This is a genomic window from Streptomyces sp. NPDC002884, assembly GCF_040295245.1.
In the GTDB taxonomy this organism is placed as follows: Bacteria; Actinomycetota; Actinomycetes; order Streptomycetales; family Streptomycetaceae; genus Streptomyces.
The window spans coordinates 517,869-534,793 of the sequence record NZ_JBEOVB010000002.1 but is presented as its reverse complement, the minus strand read 5'-3'; the positions used below and the strand labels follow the sequence as shown (position 1 = coordinate 534,793).

Annotated in this window: 14 protein-coding genes; 7 read left to right on the top strand and 7 right to left on the bottom strand. The window is 73.3% G+C overall.

What is annotated here, in order from left to right; genetic code table 11:
* Positions 1-62 precede the first annotated feature (62 nt).
* Genes ABT070_RS06740 through lnt form a run of 3 tightly spaced genes read right to left on the bottom strand, consistent with a single transcriptional unit; the run spans position 63 to position 3,037 of the window.
* Positions 63-866, bottom strand: coding sequence for a 3-hydroxybutyrate dehydrogenase (locus ABT070_RS06740; protein ID WP_351755641.1), 804 nt, complete (start codon positions 864-866; stop codon positions 63-65).
* A 54-nt stretch (positions 867-920) separates the two neighbouring features.
* On the bottom strand, positions 921-1,400 hold the full coding sequence (locus tag ABT070_RS06735; protein WP_351755639.1) for an NUDIX hydrolase: 480 nt from the start codon (positions 1,398-1,400) through the stop codon (positions 921-923).
* Between the two features lie 26 nt (positions 1,401-1,426).
* On the bottom strand, positions 1,427-3,037 hold the full coding sequence (lnt, locus tag ABT070_RS06730; RefSeq protein WP_351755636.1) for an apolipoprotein N-acyltransferase: 1,611 nt from the start codon (positions 3,035-3,037) through the stop codon (positions 1,427-1,429).
* A 220-nt stretch (positions 3,038-3,257) separates the two neighbouring features.
* Between lnt and ABT070_RS06725 the strand changes: the two genes are divergently transcribed.
* Positions 3,258-4,340 (top strand): O-antigen ligase family protein, encoded by a 1,083-nt coding sequence (locus ABT070_RS06725; RefSeq protein WP_351755634.1) that lies wholly within the window; start codon positions 3,258-3,260, stop codon positions 4,338-4,340.
* A gap of 24 nt (positions 4,341-4,364) precedes the next feature.
* Here the strand turns inward: ABT070_RS06725 and ABT070_RS06720 are convergent, their stop codons facing one another.
* Together ABT070_RS06720 and ABT070_RS06715 are read right to left on the bottom strand one after the other, a co-directional pair.
* Positions 4,365-4,940 (bottom strand): hypothetical protein, encoded by a 576-nt coding sequence (locus tag ABT070_RS06720; RefSeq protein ID WP_351755632.1) that lies wholly within the window; start codon positions 4,938-4,940, stop codon positions 4,365-4,367.
* A 105-nt stretch (positions 4,941-5,045) separates the two neighbouring features.
* Complete coding sequence (locus ABT070_RS06715) at positions 5,046-5,834, bottom strand: glutamate racemase (RefSeq protein ID WP_351755629.1); 789 nt, start codon at positions 5,832-5,834, stop codon at positions 5,046-5,048.
* A 39-nt stretch (positions 5,835-5,873) separates the two neighbouring features.
* Between ABT070_RS06715 and ABT070_RS06710 the strand changes: the two genes are divergently transcribed.
* The gene (locus ABT070_RS06710) at positions 5,874-7,067 is read left to right on the top strand and encodes a glycosyltransferase (protein WP_351756007.1); all 1,194 of its coding nucleotides are present in this window, start codon (positions 5,874-5,876) and stop codon (positions 7,065-7,067) included.
* A 48-nt stretch (positions 7,068-7,115) separates the two neighbouring features.
* Here the strand turns inward: ABT070_RS06710 and ABT070_RS06705 are convergent, their stop codons facing one another.
* On the bottom strand, positions 7,116-8,420 hold the full coding sequence (locus ABT070_RS06705) for a TerD family protein (protein WP_351756006.1): 1,305 nt from the start codon (positions 8,418-8,420) through the stop codon (positions 7,116-7,118).
* A gap of 298 nt (positions 8,421-8,718) precedes the next feature.
* Here ABT070_RS06705 and ABT070_RS06700 point away from each other — a divergent pair, with 298 nt between their 5' ends.
* The 4 genes from ABT070_RS06700 to ABT070_RS06685 all read left to right on the top strand — a co-directional run bounded on the left by ABT070_RS06700 (position 8,719) and on the right by ABT070_RS06685 (position 13,363).
* Positions 8,719-9,156 carry a DUF6643 family protein gene (locus ABT070_RS06700; protein WP_351755626.1) on the top strand — a complete coding sequence of 146 codons (438 nt, stop codon included), beginning with the start codon at positions 8,719-8,721 and terminating at the stop codon, positions 9,154-9,156.
* A gap of 39 nt (positions 9,157-9,195) precedes the next feature.
* Complete coding sequence (locus ABT070_RS06695; protein ID WP_351755623.1) at positions 9,196-10,020, top strand: MOSC domain-containing protein; 825 nt, start codon at positions 9,196-9,198, stop codon at positions 10,018-10,020.
* A 182-nt stretch (positions 10,021-10,202) separates the two neighbouring features.
* Positions 10,203-10,808 carry an Rv1733c family protein gene (locus ABT070_RS06690; protein WP_351755621.1) on the top strand — a complete coding sequence of 202 codons (606 nt, stop codon included), beginning with the start codon at positions 10,203-10,205 and terminating at the stop codon, positions 10,806-10,808.
* 107 nt (positions 10,809-10,915) lie between these two features.
* Positions 10,916-13,363, top strand: a complete 2,448-nt coding sequence (locus tag ABT070_RS06685; RefSeq protein ID WP_351755618.1) for a right-handed parallel beta-helix repeat-containing protein — start codon at positions 10,916-10,918, stop codon at positions 13,361-13,363.
* Between the two features lie 30 nt (positions 13,364-13,393).
* Here ABT070_RS06685 and ABT070_RS06680 read toward each other — a convergent pair whose 3' ends face one another.
* Positions 13,394-15,778, bottom strand: a complete 2,385-nt coding sequence (locus ABT070_RS06680) for a hypothetical protein (RefSeq protein ID WP_351755615.1) — start codon at positions 15,776-15,778, stop codon at positions 13,394-13,396.
* A gap of 280 nt (positions 15,779-16,058) precedes the next feature.
* Between ABT070_RS06680 and ABT070_RS06675 the strand changes: the two genes are divergently transcribed.
* Complete coding sequence (locus tag ABT070_RS06675; RefSeq protein WP_351755612.1) at positions 16,059-16,889, top strand: DeoR/GlpR family DNA-binding transcription regulator; 831 nt, start codon at positions 16,059-16,061, stop codon at positions 16,887-16,889.
* Positions 16,890-16,925: the final 36 nt, after the last annotated feature.

The following is a 16,925-nucleotide window of genomic DNA, read 5'->3' as shown; positions in this document are numbered from 1 at the left end:
GGACAACTCCGCCGACGCCGGACGGCAGGGTGCTCGCGGTGCTCGCGGTGCGGTCGGTGCGCTCAGTGCGCGGTCCAGCCGCCGTCGAGGACCAGCGAGGTGCCCGTCATGAAGGACGCCTGCGGGCCGCACAGGTACGCGACGGCCTCGGCGACCTCCTCCGGCTCGATGAGCCGTTTGACGGCGCTGTCCCGCAGCAGTACGTCGGCCAGTACGCGTTCTTCGGGCACGCCGTGCGTTCGTGCCTGGTCGGCGAGCTGCCGCTGCACGAGCGGGGTGCGCACATAGGCGGGGTTGACACAGTTGGAGGTCACACCGTGGGGCGCGCCTTCGAGGGCGGCGGTCTTGGAGAGGCCCTCGAGTCCGTGTTTGGCGGCGACGTACGCCGATTTGTAGGCGGAGGCGCGCAGTCCGTGGACGGAGGACACGTTGACGATGCGGCCCCAGCCCTGCCCGTACATGTGGGGCAGGGCGCCGCGGATGAGCCGGAACGGCGCCTCCAGCATCACGGTGAGCACCGTGTGGAAGACGTCCGGCGGGAACTCCTCCAGCGGGGCCACCCGCTGGAGGCCGGCGTTGTTGACCAGGACGTCGGCCCCGGCTGCGGCGCGTTCGGCGGCGTCCAGGTCGGTGAGGTCCAGTACGTACGGTTCGACCGAGCCGGGCAGACCGGCCGCGCTCCCGGCGAGCCTCTCCAGTCCTGCCGCGTCCCGGTCGACGGCGCGGACCTCGGCCCCGGCGGCGGCCAGCCGCAGCGCGCAGGCCCGTCCGATGCCGCCGGCCGCGCCGGTGACGAGGGCGGTGCGGCCGCCGAGGTCGAGCGAGGGGGCGGCGGGACCGGGAGCGGCGGCCTGGGGCGAAGTCATGCGACGAGCCTAGGCAGAGCCGGGTCCTCGCCCCATGTGGTCACCACCCATAGTTCACACGGAAGGCGTGGTCTCGAACCATGTGGGTTCGTCGGTGAGCGCCTGCTTGATGCGGAACAGCTGGCGGTCCTGCATCGGCGGCAGGTCGTCCAGGGTGAACCAGCCGACCTCGACGGACTCGTCGTCGTTGACCCGTGCCTCGCCGCCCACGGCCCGGCAGCGGAACGTGACGTCCATGAACTGACACTCGTCGCCGTTCGGGAACTCCATCCGGCTCCCGGCGCGGATCAGGACGACGCGCTCGGGGACGCAGTGCACGCCCGCCTCCTCGTACACCTCCCGCACCGCGCAGTCCGCGGGCTGCTCGCCCGGGTCCGGGATGCCCGAGATCACGCACCACTGGTGGTTGTCGGCGCGCTGGCCGAGCAGCACCCGCCCCTCGTCGTCGAAGACGACGGCGCTGACGCCGGGGAGCCAGAGCAGCTGGTGGCCCGCGGTGGCCCGGATCTCGGTGATGAAGTCAGGAGTCGGCATACGGCGACCCTATCCGGGCCGCCCGTTCAGCCGGCGGTGCTCCGTCGGCCCCGCACGCCGGCGCCGATCGCCCATCCCAGGCCGCCCGCGGCGACGAGCACCAGGGCGATCTCGGGCAGGATGCCGAGCTTCGTCGCCGGCGTCTCGGAGGAGCGCAGGGGCACCTTCTGCACCAGGGAGTCCGCGACGAACATGCCGGTCTTCTGGGTGATCTTCCCGTCCGGCATGATGATCGCGCTGACGCCGCTGGTCACGGGCACCGTGACGGTACGGCTGTGCTCGACGGCGCGGACCCGCGACATGGCCAGCTGCTGGTAGGTCATCTCGCTGCGGTCGAAGGTGGCGTTGTTGCTGGGCACGGAGATCAGCTGGGCGCCGTGGGTGACCGTGTCGCGCACGGCCCAGTCGAAGGCCGCCTCGTAGCAGGTGGCGAGGCCGACCTCGGTGCCGTCCATGTCGAACACGCCGGGCTTGGTGCCCCGGCTGAAGTCCTGGCCGACCATCGAGGTCCAGTTCTCGTTGATGGCACCGATGAACGAGCGCAACGGGAGGTACTCGCCGAACGGCTGGACCTGCCGCTTGTCGTACGTCTGGGTGGGTCCCTCGACCGGGTCCCACAGGATCTGCTCGTTGTAGAGCTTGCCGTCCCGCTCGACCACGCCGCCGACCGAGATGGGGGCGTTGATCGCCTTGGCCGCCTTGTCGATGACGGCGGCGGCGTCGGCGTAGGCGAAGGGGTCGATGTCGGAGGAGTTCTCGGGCCACAGGACGAAGTCGGGCTGGGCGACCTTGCCCGCCTTGACCTCGGCGGCCAGGCGCTCCGTCTCACGCGCGTGGTAGTCGAGCACGGCGCGCCGCTGGGCGTTGAACTCCAGGCCGAGCCGGGGGACGTTGCCCTGGATGACGGCGACCGTCGCGGTGCCGTCCTCCGCCTTGTCGCTGACCAGCGAGCGGGCGGCCACCGCGCCGACGACCGGGACGGCCACGCTGAGCAGCGCCAGGGCGGCCGCCGACCGGCGGACCTCACCCGAGCGCCGCCGTTCCAGGACGAGGCGCACGACCTCGTACAGGCCGAAGCCGCACAGGACGACGGCGAAGCCGAGAACGGGGGTGCCGCCGACCGCGGCGAGCGGCAGGAAGACGCCGTCCGCCTGGCCGAAGGCGATCTTGCCCCAGGGGAAGCCGCGGAAGGGCACACGCGCGCGTGCCGCCTCGCCGGCGATCCAGAGCGCCGCCGCCCACAGCGGCCAGGCCGGCAGCTTCGACACGGCAGCGACGCCCACGCCGACCAGCGCGACGAAGACCGCCTCGATGACCACCAGGGCGAGCCAGGGCCCGGGACCGACCTCGACGCCGGTCCACACCAGGAGCGGCAGCAGGAAACCCAGCCCGAAGAGGTAGCCGAGACCGAGCGCGGCCTTCCAGCTGCGCCCGCGCAGCACCCAGCCGAGAACGGCGAAGGCAGGCAGCGCCAGCCACCACAGCGTGCGCGGCGGGAAACTGACGTAGAGCAGCACTCCGGAGAGCGCCGCTGCGGCGGCCGGGACGAGGCGCAGGAGCCGCGCGCCGCGCGAGGGCCGCGCGGCCTGGGGCTCCTGCTGGTCCGGCTGGCCCACGGAAGTTGCGGTGACGGTCACTCCGGGAGTGTACGGCGCGTGACCTTTTGGCCGACAGCGCAGTCCGAGGGACGGCCTCCGCTTACCGCACAACCCGACGCAACTCATCCACAAACCGACTGCCGGCCGTTACGGTGTGCCAGTGCCCCAGTCGCGCGCGGGCGACCGGGGTCCGTCACGGTTCAGGGCCGTCACGGTCGGGGGGCGACCGGGTTCGGGGGGACGGGTGGGTTCCACGGGTATGACGTCTGCGGCCGACGCGGACGCGGACGGGGAAAGACGAAACGTTTCTGACGCGGCGGGCGTGGCCGTGCTCGGGGCCTGTGCCATCTGGCCCCTGGTCACCGCCGCCGTGCACGGCGGCCGCCCCGAGGGTGTCCTGCTCGCGGTGCTCGCGGTGGCCGCGGGCTATGCGGCGGGGCGGATCCTCGGAGTGCTGCTGCCGGTCGCCGCGCCCTGTGCCGGGGCGCTGGCCGGGCTCGCCCTGTCGGTGGCCCGGCCCCGGCTCGCCCCGGGCCCCGAGACCGTCGCGCCGCTGGGCCACGCCGGTGCCACCGCCGCGGTACTGACCCTGTCGGCCGGTGCCGCGTGCTGCGCCGCCCGGGCGACGGCCGTGCCGGTGCTGCGGCTCGGACTGTGGCTGCTCGCCGGAGGCATCACGGTGGCCGGGTTCCTGCTGGGTTCGACCACGGCCGTGGTGACCTGCTGCGCGGTGCTGCTGTGCTCCCTGGCCGCCGGCCGGCCGCGCCACCGGGGGCCGGCTCTCGCGGCCCTGGCCGTGACCGCCGCCCTGGTGACGGGCCTGACCTGGGCGGTCGCCGGGAACGCGCTGTCCGGTGGCCCCGCCGACGCGCTGACGGACCGGCTGACTTCGCACCGGGTCGATCTGTGGCGCGACGCCCTGGGCATGGCGCACCGGGAGTCCGGTCTCGGCGTGGGCCCCGGGCGCTTCGGGGAGCTGAGCGGCACGGCGGCGCGGTCGGCGCTGTCCGACGGCAAGCCGCACTCGGCGCCGCTGCAGCTGGCGGCGGAGCAGGGTGTCGTCGGTGTGCTGCTGCTCGCCGCGGCCTTCTGCTGGGTGCTGTTCGCCCTGTGGCGTGCGCCGGGCCCCACTCCGGTCGTCCTGACCGCGGGGGCCGCGCTCACCGCTCTGGCCGCCGTCGCCGCGATCGGCAACGCGCTGAGCTTCACCACGGTGTCGGTCGGCGCGGGGCTGCTGGCAGGCCTGGCCACGGCCCGACCGCTCGCCGAGGAGGCCTCGCCGCCCGAGGCCCGCTCGGAGTCCGACCGGGACCTGCGCCACGGCGACCGCCCGGCCGCCTGACTCCGGCACGGACCCGGTACGAGGTCAGGGCGTGGTGCCCGGGGCGCCCGTCCGCAGCCGGGCCCTGATGGCGCGCACCGCCGACTCCGCGTCGTCCACGGTGATCGTGAAGGTGTGACCGTCCCAGAGCCGCAGCACCACGCCCTCGCCGCGGCGGACGACGACGGCCGTGCCCTTCTCGGGACGCCAGCGGTACCCCCAGCCGCCCCAGTGGCGCGGGGTGACGAGGGGGACGAAGTCGGCGCCGGCGACATGGGCCAGCGGGATGCGACGACGCGGGAGCCCGATGTGGCCGCAGCGCACTTCGAGCGACTCCTTGTCGAGCTTCAGGTCGACGTGGACGAAGGCGAGGGTGCCGAAGAGAACCAGCAACCCGGCGGCGATACAGCCGACGACGGACATGGCGAGCGGGGCGGTGCCGGACGTCCACGCGGATTCGACGGCGAGCTCGATGCCGAGCGCCATGCAGGCGGCGCCGACGAGCGCCAGCACCCACTGGAACCGGTTGGTGGCGCGCCCGGTCCAGACGTCGGGATGCGGGGCATCGGCATGCGGGACGTCGGGAAGCGGGATGCTCTCGTCGTGGGGGTGGTCCCTCATATTCATGAGGTTACTCAGGTTTCGCTGCGCCGGTAGCACGTTGCGCAGGGTGACTGCTCCGCCCGGGCGGCGAGCTGCCCCGAAGGGCCGGTTCCCGCCCTGCGGTCACCGGGCGGGGCTGACGGCCGCCTCCAGCAGTCGGCCTTCCGCGTAGGCCAGGGCGGGCGCCGGGAGAGTGCCCGGACGGCCGCTGAGGAGAACCGTCACGGTGCCGAGCGCCGCCGCCTCGGGTGCGGGGCTCGCGCCGATGCGGCGCAGTGCCTGCGCGGCCACGGCGCCGGCCGAGCCGTGCAGGACGAGCGGCGGCCGCCCGGGGCGCTGCAGGGCGGCACGGATGCGGTCGGCGACCAGTTCGTAATGGGTGCAGCCCAGGACGACGGTCGTTACTTCCTCCGGGGTGAGGGCGGCGGCCGCGGTGACCGCGGCGTCGATCGCCGCCTCGTCGGCGTGCTCGACCGCCTCCGCCAGTCCCCAGCAGGGCACTTCGGCGACCGTGACGCCGCCGGCGAAGTCCTGGATGAGGTTGCGCTGGTAGGGGCTGCCGGTGGTGGCGGGCGTGGCCCAGATCGCGAAGGGGCCGCCGCCGGCCGCGGCCGGCTTGATCGCCGGGACGGTGCCGATGACCGGGATGCCGGGTTCGAGGAGGGACCGCAGGGCGGGCAGGGCGTGCACGGTCGCCGTGTTGCAGCCGACGATGAGGGCCTCGGGCCGGTGTGCGGCGGCGGCCGCGGCGACGGCCACGGCGCGCTCGGTGAGGTCCTGCGGAGTGCGCGGTCCCCAGGGCATGCCGTCGGGGTCGAGGGAGAGCACGAGATCGGCGTCGGGGCGCAGACGCCGTACCGCGACGGTGGCCGCCAGCAGGCCGATTCCGGAGTCCATGAGCGCGATCTTCACCCGGCCACCATAGACGATGTGCCCTTGCGGCCCGGTGGCGTGGGGCAGACTGCGCGCGTGAGCGCCATCGTGTGGATCGCCGCCGTGAGCCTGGCCGCCTGGCTGTGGCTGCTGCTCTGTCAGGGCTTCTTCTGGCGTACGGATGTCAGGCTGCCGGCCCGGGAGGAGCCGCGGGAGTGGCCGTCCGTCTGCGTCGTCGTCCCCGCGCGCGACGAAGCGGCGGTGCTGCCCGCGAGCCTGCCCTCCCTGCTCGCGCAGGACTACCCGGGGCGGGCGGAGATCTTCCTCGTCGACGACGGCAGCTCCGACGGCACGGGAGAAGTGGCGGGCGCGCTCGCCCTGAGGCTCGGCGGGCTCCCGCTGACCGTGGACTCGCCGGGCGAACCTCCCGCGGGCTGGACCGGGAAGCTGTGGGCGGTGCGTCACGGCATCGGCCTGGCACGCGCGTGTGAGCCCGAGTACCTCCTCCTCACGGACGCCGACATCGCGCACGCGCCCGACAGTCTGCGGGAGCTGGTGGCGGCGGCGCGCACCGGAGGGTTCGACGTCGTCTCCCAGATGGCCCGGCTGCGGGTGGAGAGCCGGTGGGAGCGGCTGGTGGTGCCCGCCTTCGTCTACTTCTTCGCTCAGCTCTACCCCTTCCGGCGGATCGGCCGGCGTGGGGCGCGGACGGCGGCCGCGGCGGGCGGTTGCGTCCTGCTGCGCACCGACGCGGCCGAACGGGCGCGGATCCCGGACGCCATCCGGCATGCCGTCATCGACGACGTGGCGCTCGCGCGGGCCGTGAAGGGCGCGGGCGGCCACATCTGGCTGGGACTGGCCGACCGCGTGGACAGTGTGCGCCCGTACCCGAGGCTGCACGACCTGTGGCGGATGGTCTCGCGCAGCGCCTACGCGCAGCTGCGGCACAGTCCGCTCCTGCTGACCGGCACGGTGCTCGGCCTCGCGCTGGTGTACCTGGCGCCTCCGCTCGCCCTGTTCGGCGGGCTCGCCGCAGGCAGTGCGGCCACCGCGGTGTTCGGCGCTCTGGCGTGGCTGGTGATGGCGGGGACGTACGTCCCGATGCTGCGCCACTACCGTCAGCCGCTGTGGCTCGCTCCCCTGCTGCCGTTCACCGCGCTCCTCTATCTGCTGATGACGGTCGACTCCGCGGTCCAGCACTACCGGGGACGCGGCGCGGCCTGGAAGGGCCGCACCTACGCCCGTCCGGACGCCGTCGCCGACGAGGGCTGAGCCGTCGTACGGGGCCCCTGTGAACAGGGGTCCCGACCGCGGGGGCCGCTACTTGCGGCCCGGCGTCCAGTTCATGCCCCATCCATAGGTGTGGTCGACGGTCCGCTGCGGGCTCACCCCGCGCTCGGGCACCAGGTAGCGGGCCTCGCGCTGGACGACGAGGTCACCGCCGTTGTTGGTGATCAGGGCGAGCGCGCACACGGTCGAGGGGACGGTGCACTCGTCCAGGGAGAAGTCGATCGCGGCGCCGAACTGGGGTTGCAGTGTGACCGTGGCGTGCAGGTCGGCGAAGGAACGGGCGCCCTCGTAGATGGTCACGAAGACAAGGATGCGCCGGAAGTCGTTCTTGTGGTCGAGGTTCACGGTGAGGTTCTCACCGCTCGACACGGCACCGGTACGGTCGTCGCCGTCGAGGTGGATGTACGGCGGTTGGTGCAGGGCCCCGAAGGCGTTGCCGAGGGCCTGGACCACGCCCTTGCGGCCGTCGGCGAGCTCGAACAGGGCGCACAGGTCGAGGTCGAGGTCGTTGTGCATGGCGACCGCGCGGCCGCGCTTGCTGCCCCACCCGGAGAACTGCTTGCGCACCTCCCAGTTCAGGTTCACGCGCAGGGCTCCCGAGGTGCCGCCCTGCTTGCTCAGGGAGACCGAAGGGGCGGCCTTGGTCAGCGTCACCTTGGTCAGCCGGACGGGTGCGACGGGCGGTGCCGGGGGCGGCGGCGGGGCCTGGTGGACGGGCGGGGGCACCGTGGCCGGAAAGGCGGGCATGGTCGGCTGCTGCGACGGCGGGGGCGGCGGATCCCGGCGGACCGATGGGGCCGGGGCGGCCGCCTGCTGCGGCTCGTCCACGGCGATGCCGAAGTCGGTGGCCAGGCCTTCGAGGCCGCTGTCGTAGCCCTGTCCGACGGCCCGGAACTTCCAGGCGCCCTGGCGGCGGTAGAACTCCCCGAGCACGAAGGCCGTCTCCACCGTCGCGCCGGCGCTGTCGAACCGCGCCACGACGGTGCCCTGCGCCGCGTCCCGCACCTCGATGTAGAGGTCCGGCACCCGGCCGAACGAGCCGCCGTCCGACGAGGCCGCCAGGACGACGGTCTCGATCGCGGGCTCCACGCGCGCGAGGTCGACGAGAAGGCTGTCGGTCACCCGGCCGCCTGCTTCGCGCTTTCCCTCGTGGCGGACGGCTCCGGAGGAGTGGGCCGGCTGGTTGTAGAAGACGAAGTCCGCGTCGGAACGGACCTTTCCGCCCACCAGCAGCAGTGCCGACGCGTCCGCGTCCGGAACACCCGTTCCCGAGCGCCAGCCCAGTTCGACCCGCAGTGCCGTGGTCGGCACCGGAGCATTGGACCCCTTCGACATTGACATGTACGCCCCCATCGCGTGTCAGTGCACCGGGCCGCGCGCCTCGGCACCCTCGGGTTGTCTTTCCGGCCAACCTATTCCGCGGGACGGCGAACTCCCATCGGGAGCGCAGGATCAGCCCTGACCAACCGGCGGTAACCCGCTCGGAACTCGGCCTTTACACGATCGGAAGGACTCTCGCCGTCCTTTTTTCCCACGTTCGCTCGCATTGGGGGTCCGAGGTCACTGCGGGCACGGAAAACAACCCTCTTATCGGTCTCCCCAACCAGCACATCGTGGGCTTAACTTATGTGCCATGACCTCCCCCCGCTCCACCTATGGCGGCGGCTACTACGCCTCCTTCCCGGACACTCCGATCTACGACTCGCTCGTGGCCGAGCGGGGCACCCCGCAGATCGCCCCGATCCGGGTCCCCGCCGCGTACGACATGGGCGGCAGCAACCTGCCCGCGTTGCCGTCCGCGCTGCCCGCCCTCCCGGCGGGTCCCTCGCAGTCCTACGGCTCGCAGGCCTACGGCTACCCGCAGGCGCAGCAGCCCGCGCCGTTGCAGCAGGCTCCGGCGGCGTACATCCCGCCGCAGTCCGCGCCGCGCGGCTACCCCGGACCCCAGGCGCAGCAGCAGCCGCGTCCGGCGGGCCCCGGCACGGGCTACGACGCCATGCGCCCGGCCGCTCCCCGGCCCGCCGCTCCTCAGTACCAGGACCCGTACAACCAGCAGTACCGGGGCTACTGATCCCACGGGGTTGTCGGTGCCACCTGGCAGGATGACCCCATGGGGCATGTGGAGCTGCTGTCGATGCACGTCCATCCGGTCAAGGCGTTCCGGGGCCAGACACCCCGGGAGGCCGTCGTGGAGCCCTGGGGGCTGGCCGGAGACCGACGGTGGGCGCTGATCGACGACGGGGGAAAGGTCGTCACACAACGCCAGCAGCCGCGCCTCGCGCTCGCCGCCGCCGAGCTGCTGCCCGGCGGCGGTGTCCGACTGTCCGCGCCCGGTCTGGAGCCGCTGACCGTGCCGGTGCCCGAGCCGGTGGGCACGGTGTCGATGGAGATCTTCCGTGACAAGGTGGAGGGGGTCCTCGCCGACGACACCGCGCACGCCTGGTGCAGCGCCCACCTGGGCGCCGATGTGCGGCTGGTGCACATGGACGACCCCGCGACCCGCAGGCCCGTCGACCCCGGGTACGCGCGGCCCGGCGAGACCGTCACCTTCGCCGACGGATATCCGCTGCTGGCCACCACGACCGCTTCCCTCGACGCCCTCAACTCGCTGATCGCCCGGGGCGAGCACGCCGGGGAGGGGCCGCTGCCGATGAACCGTTTCCGGCCGAACCTTGTTCTGGCGGGCTCCGAACCGTGGGCGGAGGACGGCTGGTCGCGGCTCGCCGTCGGCGAGGTCGAGTTCCGGGTCGCGAAACCGTGCGGCCGATGCGTCGTGACCACCACCGACCAGGGCACCGGGACACGCGGCAGGGAACCCCTCCACACCCTGGGCCGGCATCGACGCCTCGGCGGCAAGCTGGTCTTCGGACAGAACCTGGTGCCACTCGGTCGCGGCACGATCAGAGTCGGTGATCCGGTGCGCGTCATCGCATAGTTCCGGCCCAGGTCGGAACCCGGGCGATCCGTGGGAACCCCCGCCCGGCTCCGGAGCGTTGACATCGGGTGAGAAGTTCATGAGAGGTCCCGGGCTCTGGTGATTTCGCTCTCTCTTTCCCCGGGCCCGCGCGTGAACGGCTCCAACGGGGGTTATCACGGAGCGGGAAGGGGGTGCGGGCGGTGCGAGCGATCGGCGGAATCTGGCGCTGGCGACACAATCCACTGCGCCGTAGGACGGATCTGGTCGAGGCGTGGGTGGCCTTGTCGGCTTTGCTGCTGATCCTCCTCGTCGCGCCCGTGGTGGGTTCCGTCGTCGGCGCCGTGGCGCAGGACGTCCTCCAGCGGTCGGTCCACGAGCAGCGGCAGTCCCGTCACGAGGTCACGGCCACCGTGGTGCGGAAGGCGGACGGTTCGCCGCTGGAGGTGGACCCGGAGACGGCCACCGGCCGGGAGGCGCGCACCCGGGTCGTCGCCGACTGGACGGCCCCGGACGGCACCGCGCAGCACGGCACGGTCCTGGCGGGTCTCAAGACCCCGCACCACGGCGACCACTTCGAGATATGGACGGACGGGCACGGCGCCCTGGTGGCCCGCCCGCTGGACTCCGCCACGGCGACGACGCACGCCGTGCTCGCCGGCTTCGGCGCGGCCCTGCTCACCGCGGGCGCCGTCGAGGCCGGTCGGCGGCTGATCGTCTGGCGCATGGTCCGTCGCCGCCATGCCCGTTGGGACCAGGCATGGGACCGGGCGGGCCCGGACTGGGGCCGCACCGGCACCGGCAGTTGACGGCCTTCCGTCTCTGGTCAACCCACCACCCGCGCGCACGCTACGGTGGTCCGGCCGAACCATTCGGCATCAACCCGCGTACCACGAGGTGGGGGCACAGCAACGCCATGGCACAGGGCACGGTCCAGGTGACGCACACCGGCACATCGAGGTGGCGGCGCCGCACGGGTGAGTACGCGTCGCTCGCCGCCGCCCTGGAGGCCGCGGCCGAGGGCGACGTCCTCACCATCGCTCCCGGAACCTACCGGGAGAACCTGGTCGTGGAGCGGTCGGTGACGCTGCGCGGCCCCGAGGGTTCCCCCGGTTCCGTGCGCCTCGCGCCCGTGGACGGGGTGCCGTTGACCGTGCGCGCCTCGGCGGTGGTACAGGACCTGCATGTGGAGGGCCAGGACGCGGCCGCGCCCGCGGTGCTCGTCGAGGACGGCACCCCGGAGCTGCTGGACCTGCGGATCGTCACGCGGTCCGCGGCGGGCATCGAGGTGCGGGGCAGTGCCCGCCCGACGGTCCGGCGGTGCACCGTCGACAACCCGGCGGGCATCGGCATCGCCGTGGTCGACGGCGGCGGCGGTGTCTTCGAGGAGTGCGAGGTCGTCGCGGCGGGGCAGGCCGGCGTCTCGGTGCGCGGCGGCGCCCACCCCCGGCTGGAGCGCTGCCGGGTGCACCACACGTCGGGCGCGGGTCTGAGCGCGACCGGCGACGGCTCGTCCCTGGAGGCGGTGGGCTGCGAGGTCTACGAGGTCAGGGGCAGCGGTGTCCAGATCACCGCCCGGGCCACCGCGCACCTCACCGACTGCGATGTGCACCGCACGACCTCCGACGGCGTCACGCTCGACACGGACGCCGTGCTCACCCTGGCGGACTGCCGTATCCACGACATCCCGGAGAACGCGGTCGACCTGCGCTCCCGCTCCGTACTGACGCTGACCCGCACGACGGTGCGTCAGTTCGGCCGCAACGGGCTGTCGGTGTGGGACCCGGGCACGCGCGTGGACGCCAACCAGTGCGAGATCTTCGACAGCACCGGCGACTATCCGGCCGTCTGGGTCAGCGACGGCGCCACCGCGGTCCTCGACTCCTGCCGGGTGCACGACGTGCCCGACGCCCTGTTCGTCCTCGACCGGGGCTCCCGCGCGGACGTCGTCGACAGCGACCTGTCCCAGGTGCGCAACACGGCCGTGTCGGTGAGCGACGGCGCGACGGCCCAGCTCGACGACTGCCGGATCCGGGACGCGGCGACCGGCGCGTGGTTCCGCGACCACGGCAGCGGCGGCACCCTCAACAACTGCACCGTGGACGGCACGCAGACCGGCGTGATCGTCACCAAGGGCGCCGACCCCACCGTCGAGCGCTGCACCGTCGACTCCCCCGCCGAGGCCGGGTTCTATGTGTCGGCCGGCGGCCGCGGCACCTTCCTGAACTGCCGGGTGACGAACAGCGGCGGCTATGGCTTCCACGTCATAGACGGCAGTCGTACGACGCTGCGCAAATGCCGTACGGAGCGCTGCGCGCGCGGCGGTTACGAGTTCGCCGACGCCGGGGCGGACGGCGGCTCGGGATCCGGTCCCGTGGTCGAGGACTGCACCAGCGACGAGAGCGCGGGCGTGCGGACGCCCGGAACCGCGGCGGCGCCGGAGACGGTGGTGCAGACGACCGCGCAGTCGCCGGGTCTGCTGGGCCTGATCCCCGAGCAGCGGGTCACCGCGCCGGAGCCGCAGCGGGCCGCCGGTGAGCCGGAGCCGTCGGTGCGGAGCTCGAAGGACGTGCTCGGCGAGCTGGACACGCTGGTGGGCCTGGAGAGCGTCAAGCGCGAGGTGCGGGCCCTCATCGACATGATCGAGGTGGGTCGGCGCCGTCAGCAGGCCGGCCTCAAGGCGGCGTCGGTCAAGCGCCATCTGGTCTTCACCGGCTCCCCCGGCACCGGCAAGACGACGGTCGCCCGCCTCTACGGCGAGATCCTCGCCGCCCTGGACGTGCTGGAGAAGGGGCATCTCGTCGAGGTGTCCCGCGTCGACCTGGTGGGCGAGCACATCGGCTCGACGGCGATCCGCACCCAGGAGGCCTTCCAACGGGCGCACGGCGGTGTGCTGTTCATCGACGAGGCGTACGCGCTGTCGCCGGAGGACGCGGGCCGCGACTTCGGCAAGGAGGCCATCGACACCCTGGTGAAGCTGATGGAGGACCAGCGGGACTCCGTGGTGGTGATCGTGGCGGGCTACACGGCGGAGATGGAGCGCTTCCTCTCGGTCAACCCCGGTGTGGCGTCCCGTTTCTCCCGGACCATCACCTTCGGTGACTACGGCCCGGACGAGCTGTTGCGGATCGTGGAGCAGCAGGCCGAGGAGCACGAGTACCGACTCGCTCCGGGCACCGCGGACGCCCTGCGCGCGTACTTCACGGAACTCCCCAAGGGACCCGCCTTCGGCAACGGGCGTACCGCGCGCCAGACATTCGAGGCGATGGTGGAGCGGCACGCCGGCCGGGTCGCCCAGGTGGCCGAGCCGAACAAGGACGACCTGACGCTGCTGTACGCGGAGGACCTGCCCGAGCTGTCCTGAGCGGATCCGCTCGGGTCTGCGCAGGTCCGCTCAGGTGCGCTGGACGGGCAGCTCCGGTCGCAGCCGTCCCAGCAGGTGCTCGCGCTCCTGTGCGAACGCCGGGTCGGCCTGGTAGTCGGAGTGGCCCAGGATGGGCGCGGGCAGCGGGTGTTCCGCGTCGCGGCCGTACGCCAGCGGGTCCGCGAGGGGCTCGCGGTCCACCTGGGGGCCGCAGTCGTCGCCGGCCAGCCGGACCGGGCCGCCGATGGGATCGGTGAGCCGGTACAGGTTGCGCCAGCAGGCGATGTCCTCGTGCAGGGCGGCGAGCGCGGCCGGACCGAAGTGGGCCGGGAACCAGCGCCCGTAGAGGCGCTCGATCGGGGAGCCGTAGGTGAGCAGGGCGACCCGTCTGCGGTCGGAGGGTTTCAGCTGCCAGGCCGCTGCGGCCGCGAGGACGCTGCCCTGGGAGTGACCGGAGATCACCAGACGTCCTCCCGTGGCGCGCGTCCAACTCGCCATCCGCCAGGTCAGGTCGGGGACCGCGCGCTCGGCGTAGCAGGGCGGGGCGAAGGGGTGCGCGGCGCGCGGCCAGAAGGTGCCGACGTCCCAGAGGATGCCGATCGTGCGCCGGGCGGAGGCGTCCTTGTAGGCCCGCCGGCCCCAGGTGACGAAGAGCACGAAGCCGAGGCCGATGAGCCAGGAGCCCAGCGCCTGTGCGGTCTGGGCGGCGCCCTGGACGAAGGACTGGGCGCCGTCCCCCGCGCGGACCGGGGTCTTCCCGGTGGCGAAGGCGCCGACGAGCGCGCCCGCGCCCAGGAGCAGGGTCGCGGTGGAGACCACGGCCACGAGGAGCGGGCCGCGGTCGGTGAGCGTGGCCATCGCGCGGGCGCGGGCGATGCGACGGGTGCGGGCCGGGTCACCGGGCCCGACCCCGTACTCGCGGCCCACCGCGTCCTGCTCGGCCCGGGTGAGCAGCCAGGTCTGCCGGCCGAGCAGTCCGCACAGCACCAGCAGGACGACGAGCAGCACGGGGATCGCGGACGCCTGCCAGGTCAGGAGCACGGGCGGTCCGTCGAGGAAGGTCCCGGTGCCGTCCAGCCAGTCCGACACCCGCTGCGACACACCACCGGACATCACCCCGCCGAGTGCGCAGGCCAGCATCGCGACAGCGGGCCCGCCGAGCCCGCGCAGGGCACAGCGCTCCTGCTGGACGAGCTGGACCCGCTCGACGGCAGTGGCACCGTCCGTGTCCGTGTTCGTGTTCGCGGACGCGGACGCGGACGCGGAGCGCTCGCGTGGGCAGTGGTGCAGGACGCGGGCGACGGCCGCGAGGGCGATCACCAGGACGCCCTGGGCGACGGCGAGGCCGCCGAAGGCCGCGTCGCCGGGGAGCCGGCCTGCGGAGTGCCAGCCGGGGCGCTCCCACCCGGCGTACACCAGGGTGAGGGCGAGCAGGACCAGGGCGGCGGACGGCAGCCGGTGGACGAGGTGCGCGTCGACGCGGCGGTCGAGGCGGTGCTCGCTGCGGCCCCGGCGGCAGACCACCCACACCGTGGCCAGCGCGCCCGCCACCAGGGACGCCTCCAGCAACCGGCCGAGCCCGTCGAGGAGGGCCGGGCCGCCGGGTCGGCGGTCCTGGCGCACGGCCGCCGTGCCGACCGCCGCGGCCACCGTCAGCAGTCCCGCCGCGGTGTGCGCCGCGCGGAGGCGGGCCACCAGACGGCGCCCGTACCAGAAGCCGGGCCGGCCGAGCGCGGTGTGATCGGGGCCGTTCTCGGGCTCGGCCGCGCGATCGAGGGGTTGCTGGGACTCGTACGCCCGCCAGGTGCGGTGGGACAGGTACCAGAGGAGGCCGACGAGGGCCGTCGGGACCAGGGCGGCGAGGGCGAGCCGGCGGCCCGGCGGGCTCCACCAGCCGCCGTCGGAGAGCGCCGGTGAGAGGAAGCCCAGCCAGGAGTGACGCTCGGCGCACGCGGTCGTGCCCGCGCACTGCCAGGCGGTCAGGTCGAGGGCGACCTCGCAGGCCGCGGCGACGAGCAGCACCGTCAGGCTCAGCGCCGCGAGCCGCACGAGCAGTCCGTACAGACGCACCGCGCGGACGCCCTCCCGTGCGGCGGGCCGCATCCAGTGGGCGAGGTTGACGACCATGAACGGCAGCAGCAGGAGCCACAGGGCGCGGGTGCCGTTGCCCGAGGTGAGGTTGGACCACACATAGGCCTCGGGAACCGGGGCGTCGCGGCCGCGGTCGTCGGCGGGGCCGGTGTCCGCGCCGACGTCGTCGGCGCGCCGGAACACGGCCGCCGTGTCGTCGCCGGTGATCCGCACGGTGCGAGGATCGTTGAGCATCTTCTCGGGCGTGGCGCCGCCCACGCCGTGGACCAGGAGTTCCAGGGCCGTTCTGTCCGCTGAGGTGCTGTCCGCTGAGGCACGTTCCACTGTTCGCACTTCCCCCGTGACACGCCTTCGACATGTGTCGTGCGGACATAAGGATCGCCACTTCAAGGGCTTGATACACCTCCCGTCACGGATCCTCCCCGGACCGGGCGGGGAACATCCGTGCCATGTATGAGTGGCATGCACGCGTCGGGGTGGTGGACCGGCTGTGAGCGAGCCGTGCGAGGATGGGACGCCCCCGCACCGGAATCGGCGAGAATGGCCTCGTCGGAGCAGGTGAGCGGGCGTGTCGGACGGGCTGAGGGAAAGGACCGGAGCGTACGTGAGTGAGAATCAGAACCTCCTCGCGGAGCAGCGCCGTGCCCTGATCCTTGACGAGGTGCGCCGCCGGGGCGGCGTACGGGTCAACGAGCTCACCCGCAAGCTCGGCGTGTCGGACATGACGGTGCGCCGCGATCTCGACGCGCTGGCGCGACAGGGCGTTCTGGAGAAGGTGCACGGCGGCGCGGTGCCGGTCGTGGAGGCCAGCACCCACGAGCCGGGCTTCGAGGCGAAGTCGGGCCTGGAGCTGACCGCCAAGGAGGACATCGCGAAGGCGGCGGCGGAACTCGTCGCCCCGGGCAGCGCGATCGCGTTGTCGGGCGGTACGACGACGTACGCGCTGGCGCATCATCTGGTGGACGTGCCCGATCTGACCGTGGTGACCAACTCCGTGCGCGTGGCCGACGTCTTCCACATGGCGCAGCGCACCTCGGGCCCCCGGCAGGGCGCGGCCACGGTCGTGCTGACCGGCGGGGTGCGCACGCCGTCCGACTCGCTGGTGGGGCCGGTCGCCGACCAGGCCATCGCGGCGCTCCACTTCGACGTGCTGTTCCTCGGTGTGCACGGGATATCGGCCGAGGCCGGTCTGTCGACGCCGAACCTCGCGGAGGCCGAGACCAACCGGCGTCTGGTGCAGTCGGCGCGCCGGGTGGTGGTGGTCGCGGACCACACCAAGTGGGGCGTGGTGGGCCTGAGTTCGTTCGCGGCGCTGGAGCAGGTCGACACGCTGGTGACGGACGCGGGGCTGCCGGAGGCGGCGCGCGTGGAGGTCTCCGAGCAGCTGCGGCGGCTGGTGGTCGCCGGCGAGCCCGGTGAGGGTACAGACATCTGAAGGGCCTGCGGCTAGGGTGACGCAGCCCGTTTCCTC

Bases quoted from the DNA above. Each gene is read 5' to 3' on its own strand.
- ABT070_RS06740 (WP_351755641.1), bottom strand. From the start codon at position 866: ATGACTTCGCCCCAGGCCGCCGCTCCCGGTCCCGCCGCCCCCTCGCTC.
- ABT070_RS06735 (WP_351755639.1), bottom strand. From the start codon at position 1,400: ATGCCGACTCCTGACTTCATCACCGAGATCCGGGCCACCGCGGGCCAC.
- ABT070_RS06725 (WP_351755634.1), top strand. From the start codon at position 3,258: ATGACGTCTGCGGCCGACGCGGACGCGGACGGGGAAAGACGAAACGTT.
- ABT070_RS06720 (WP_351755632.1), bottom strand. From the start codon at position 4,940: ATGAGGGACCACCCCCACGACGAGAGCATCCCGCTTCCCGACGTCCCG.
- ABT070_RS06705 (WP_351756006.1), bottom strand. From the start codon at position 8,420: ATGTCGAAGGGGTCCAATGCTCCGGTGCCGACCACGGCACTGCGGGTC.
- ABT070_RS06700 (WP_351755626.1), top strand. From the start codon at position 8,719: ATGACCTCCCCCCGCTCCACCTATGGCGGCGGCTACTACGCCTCCTTC.
- ABT070_RS06695 (WP_351755623.1), top strand. From the start codon at position 9,196: ATGGGGCATGTGGAGCTGCTGTCGATGCACGTCCATCCGGTCAAGGCG.
- ABT070_RS06685 (WP_351755618.1), top strand. From the start codon at position 10,916: ATGGCACAGGGCACGGTCCAGGTGACGCACACCGGCACATCGAGGTGG.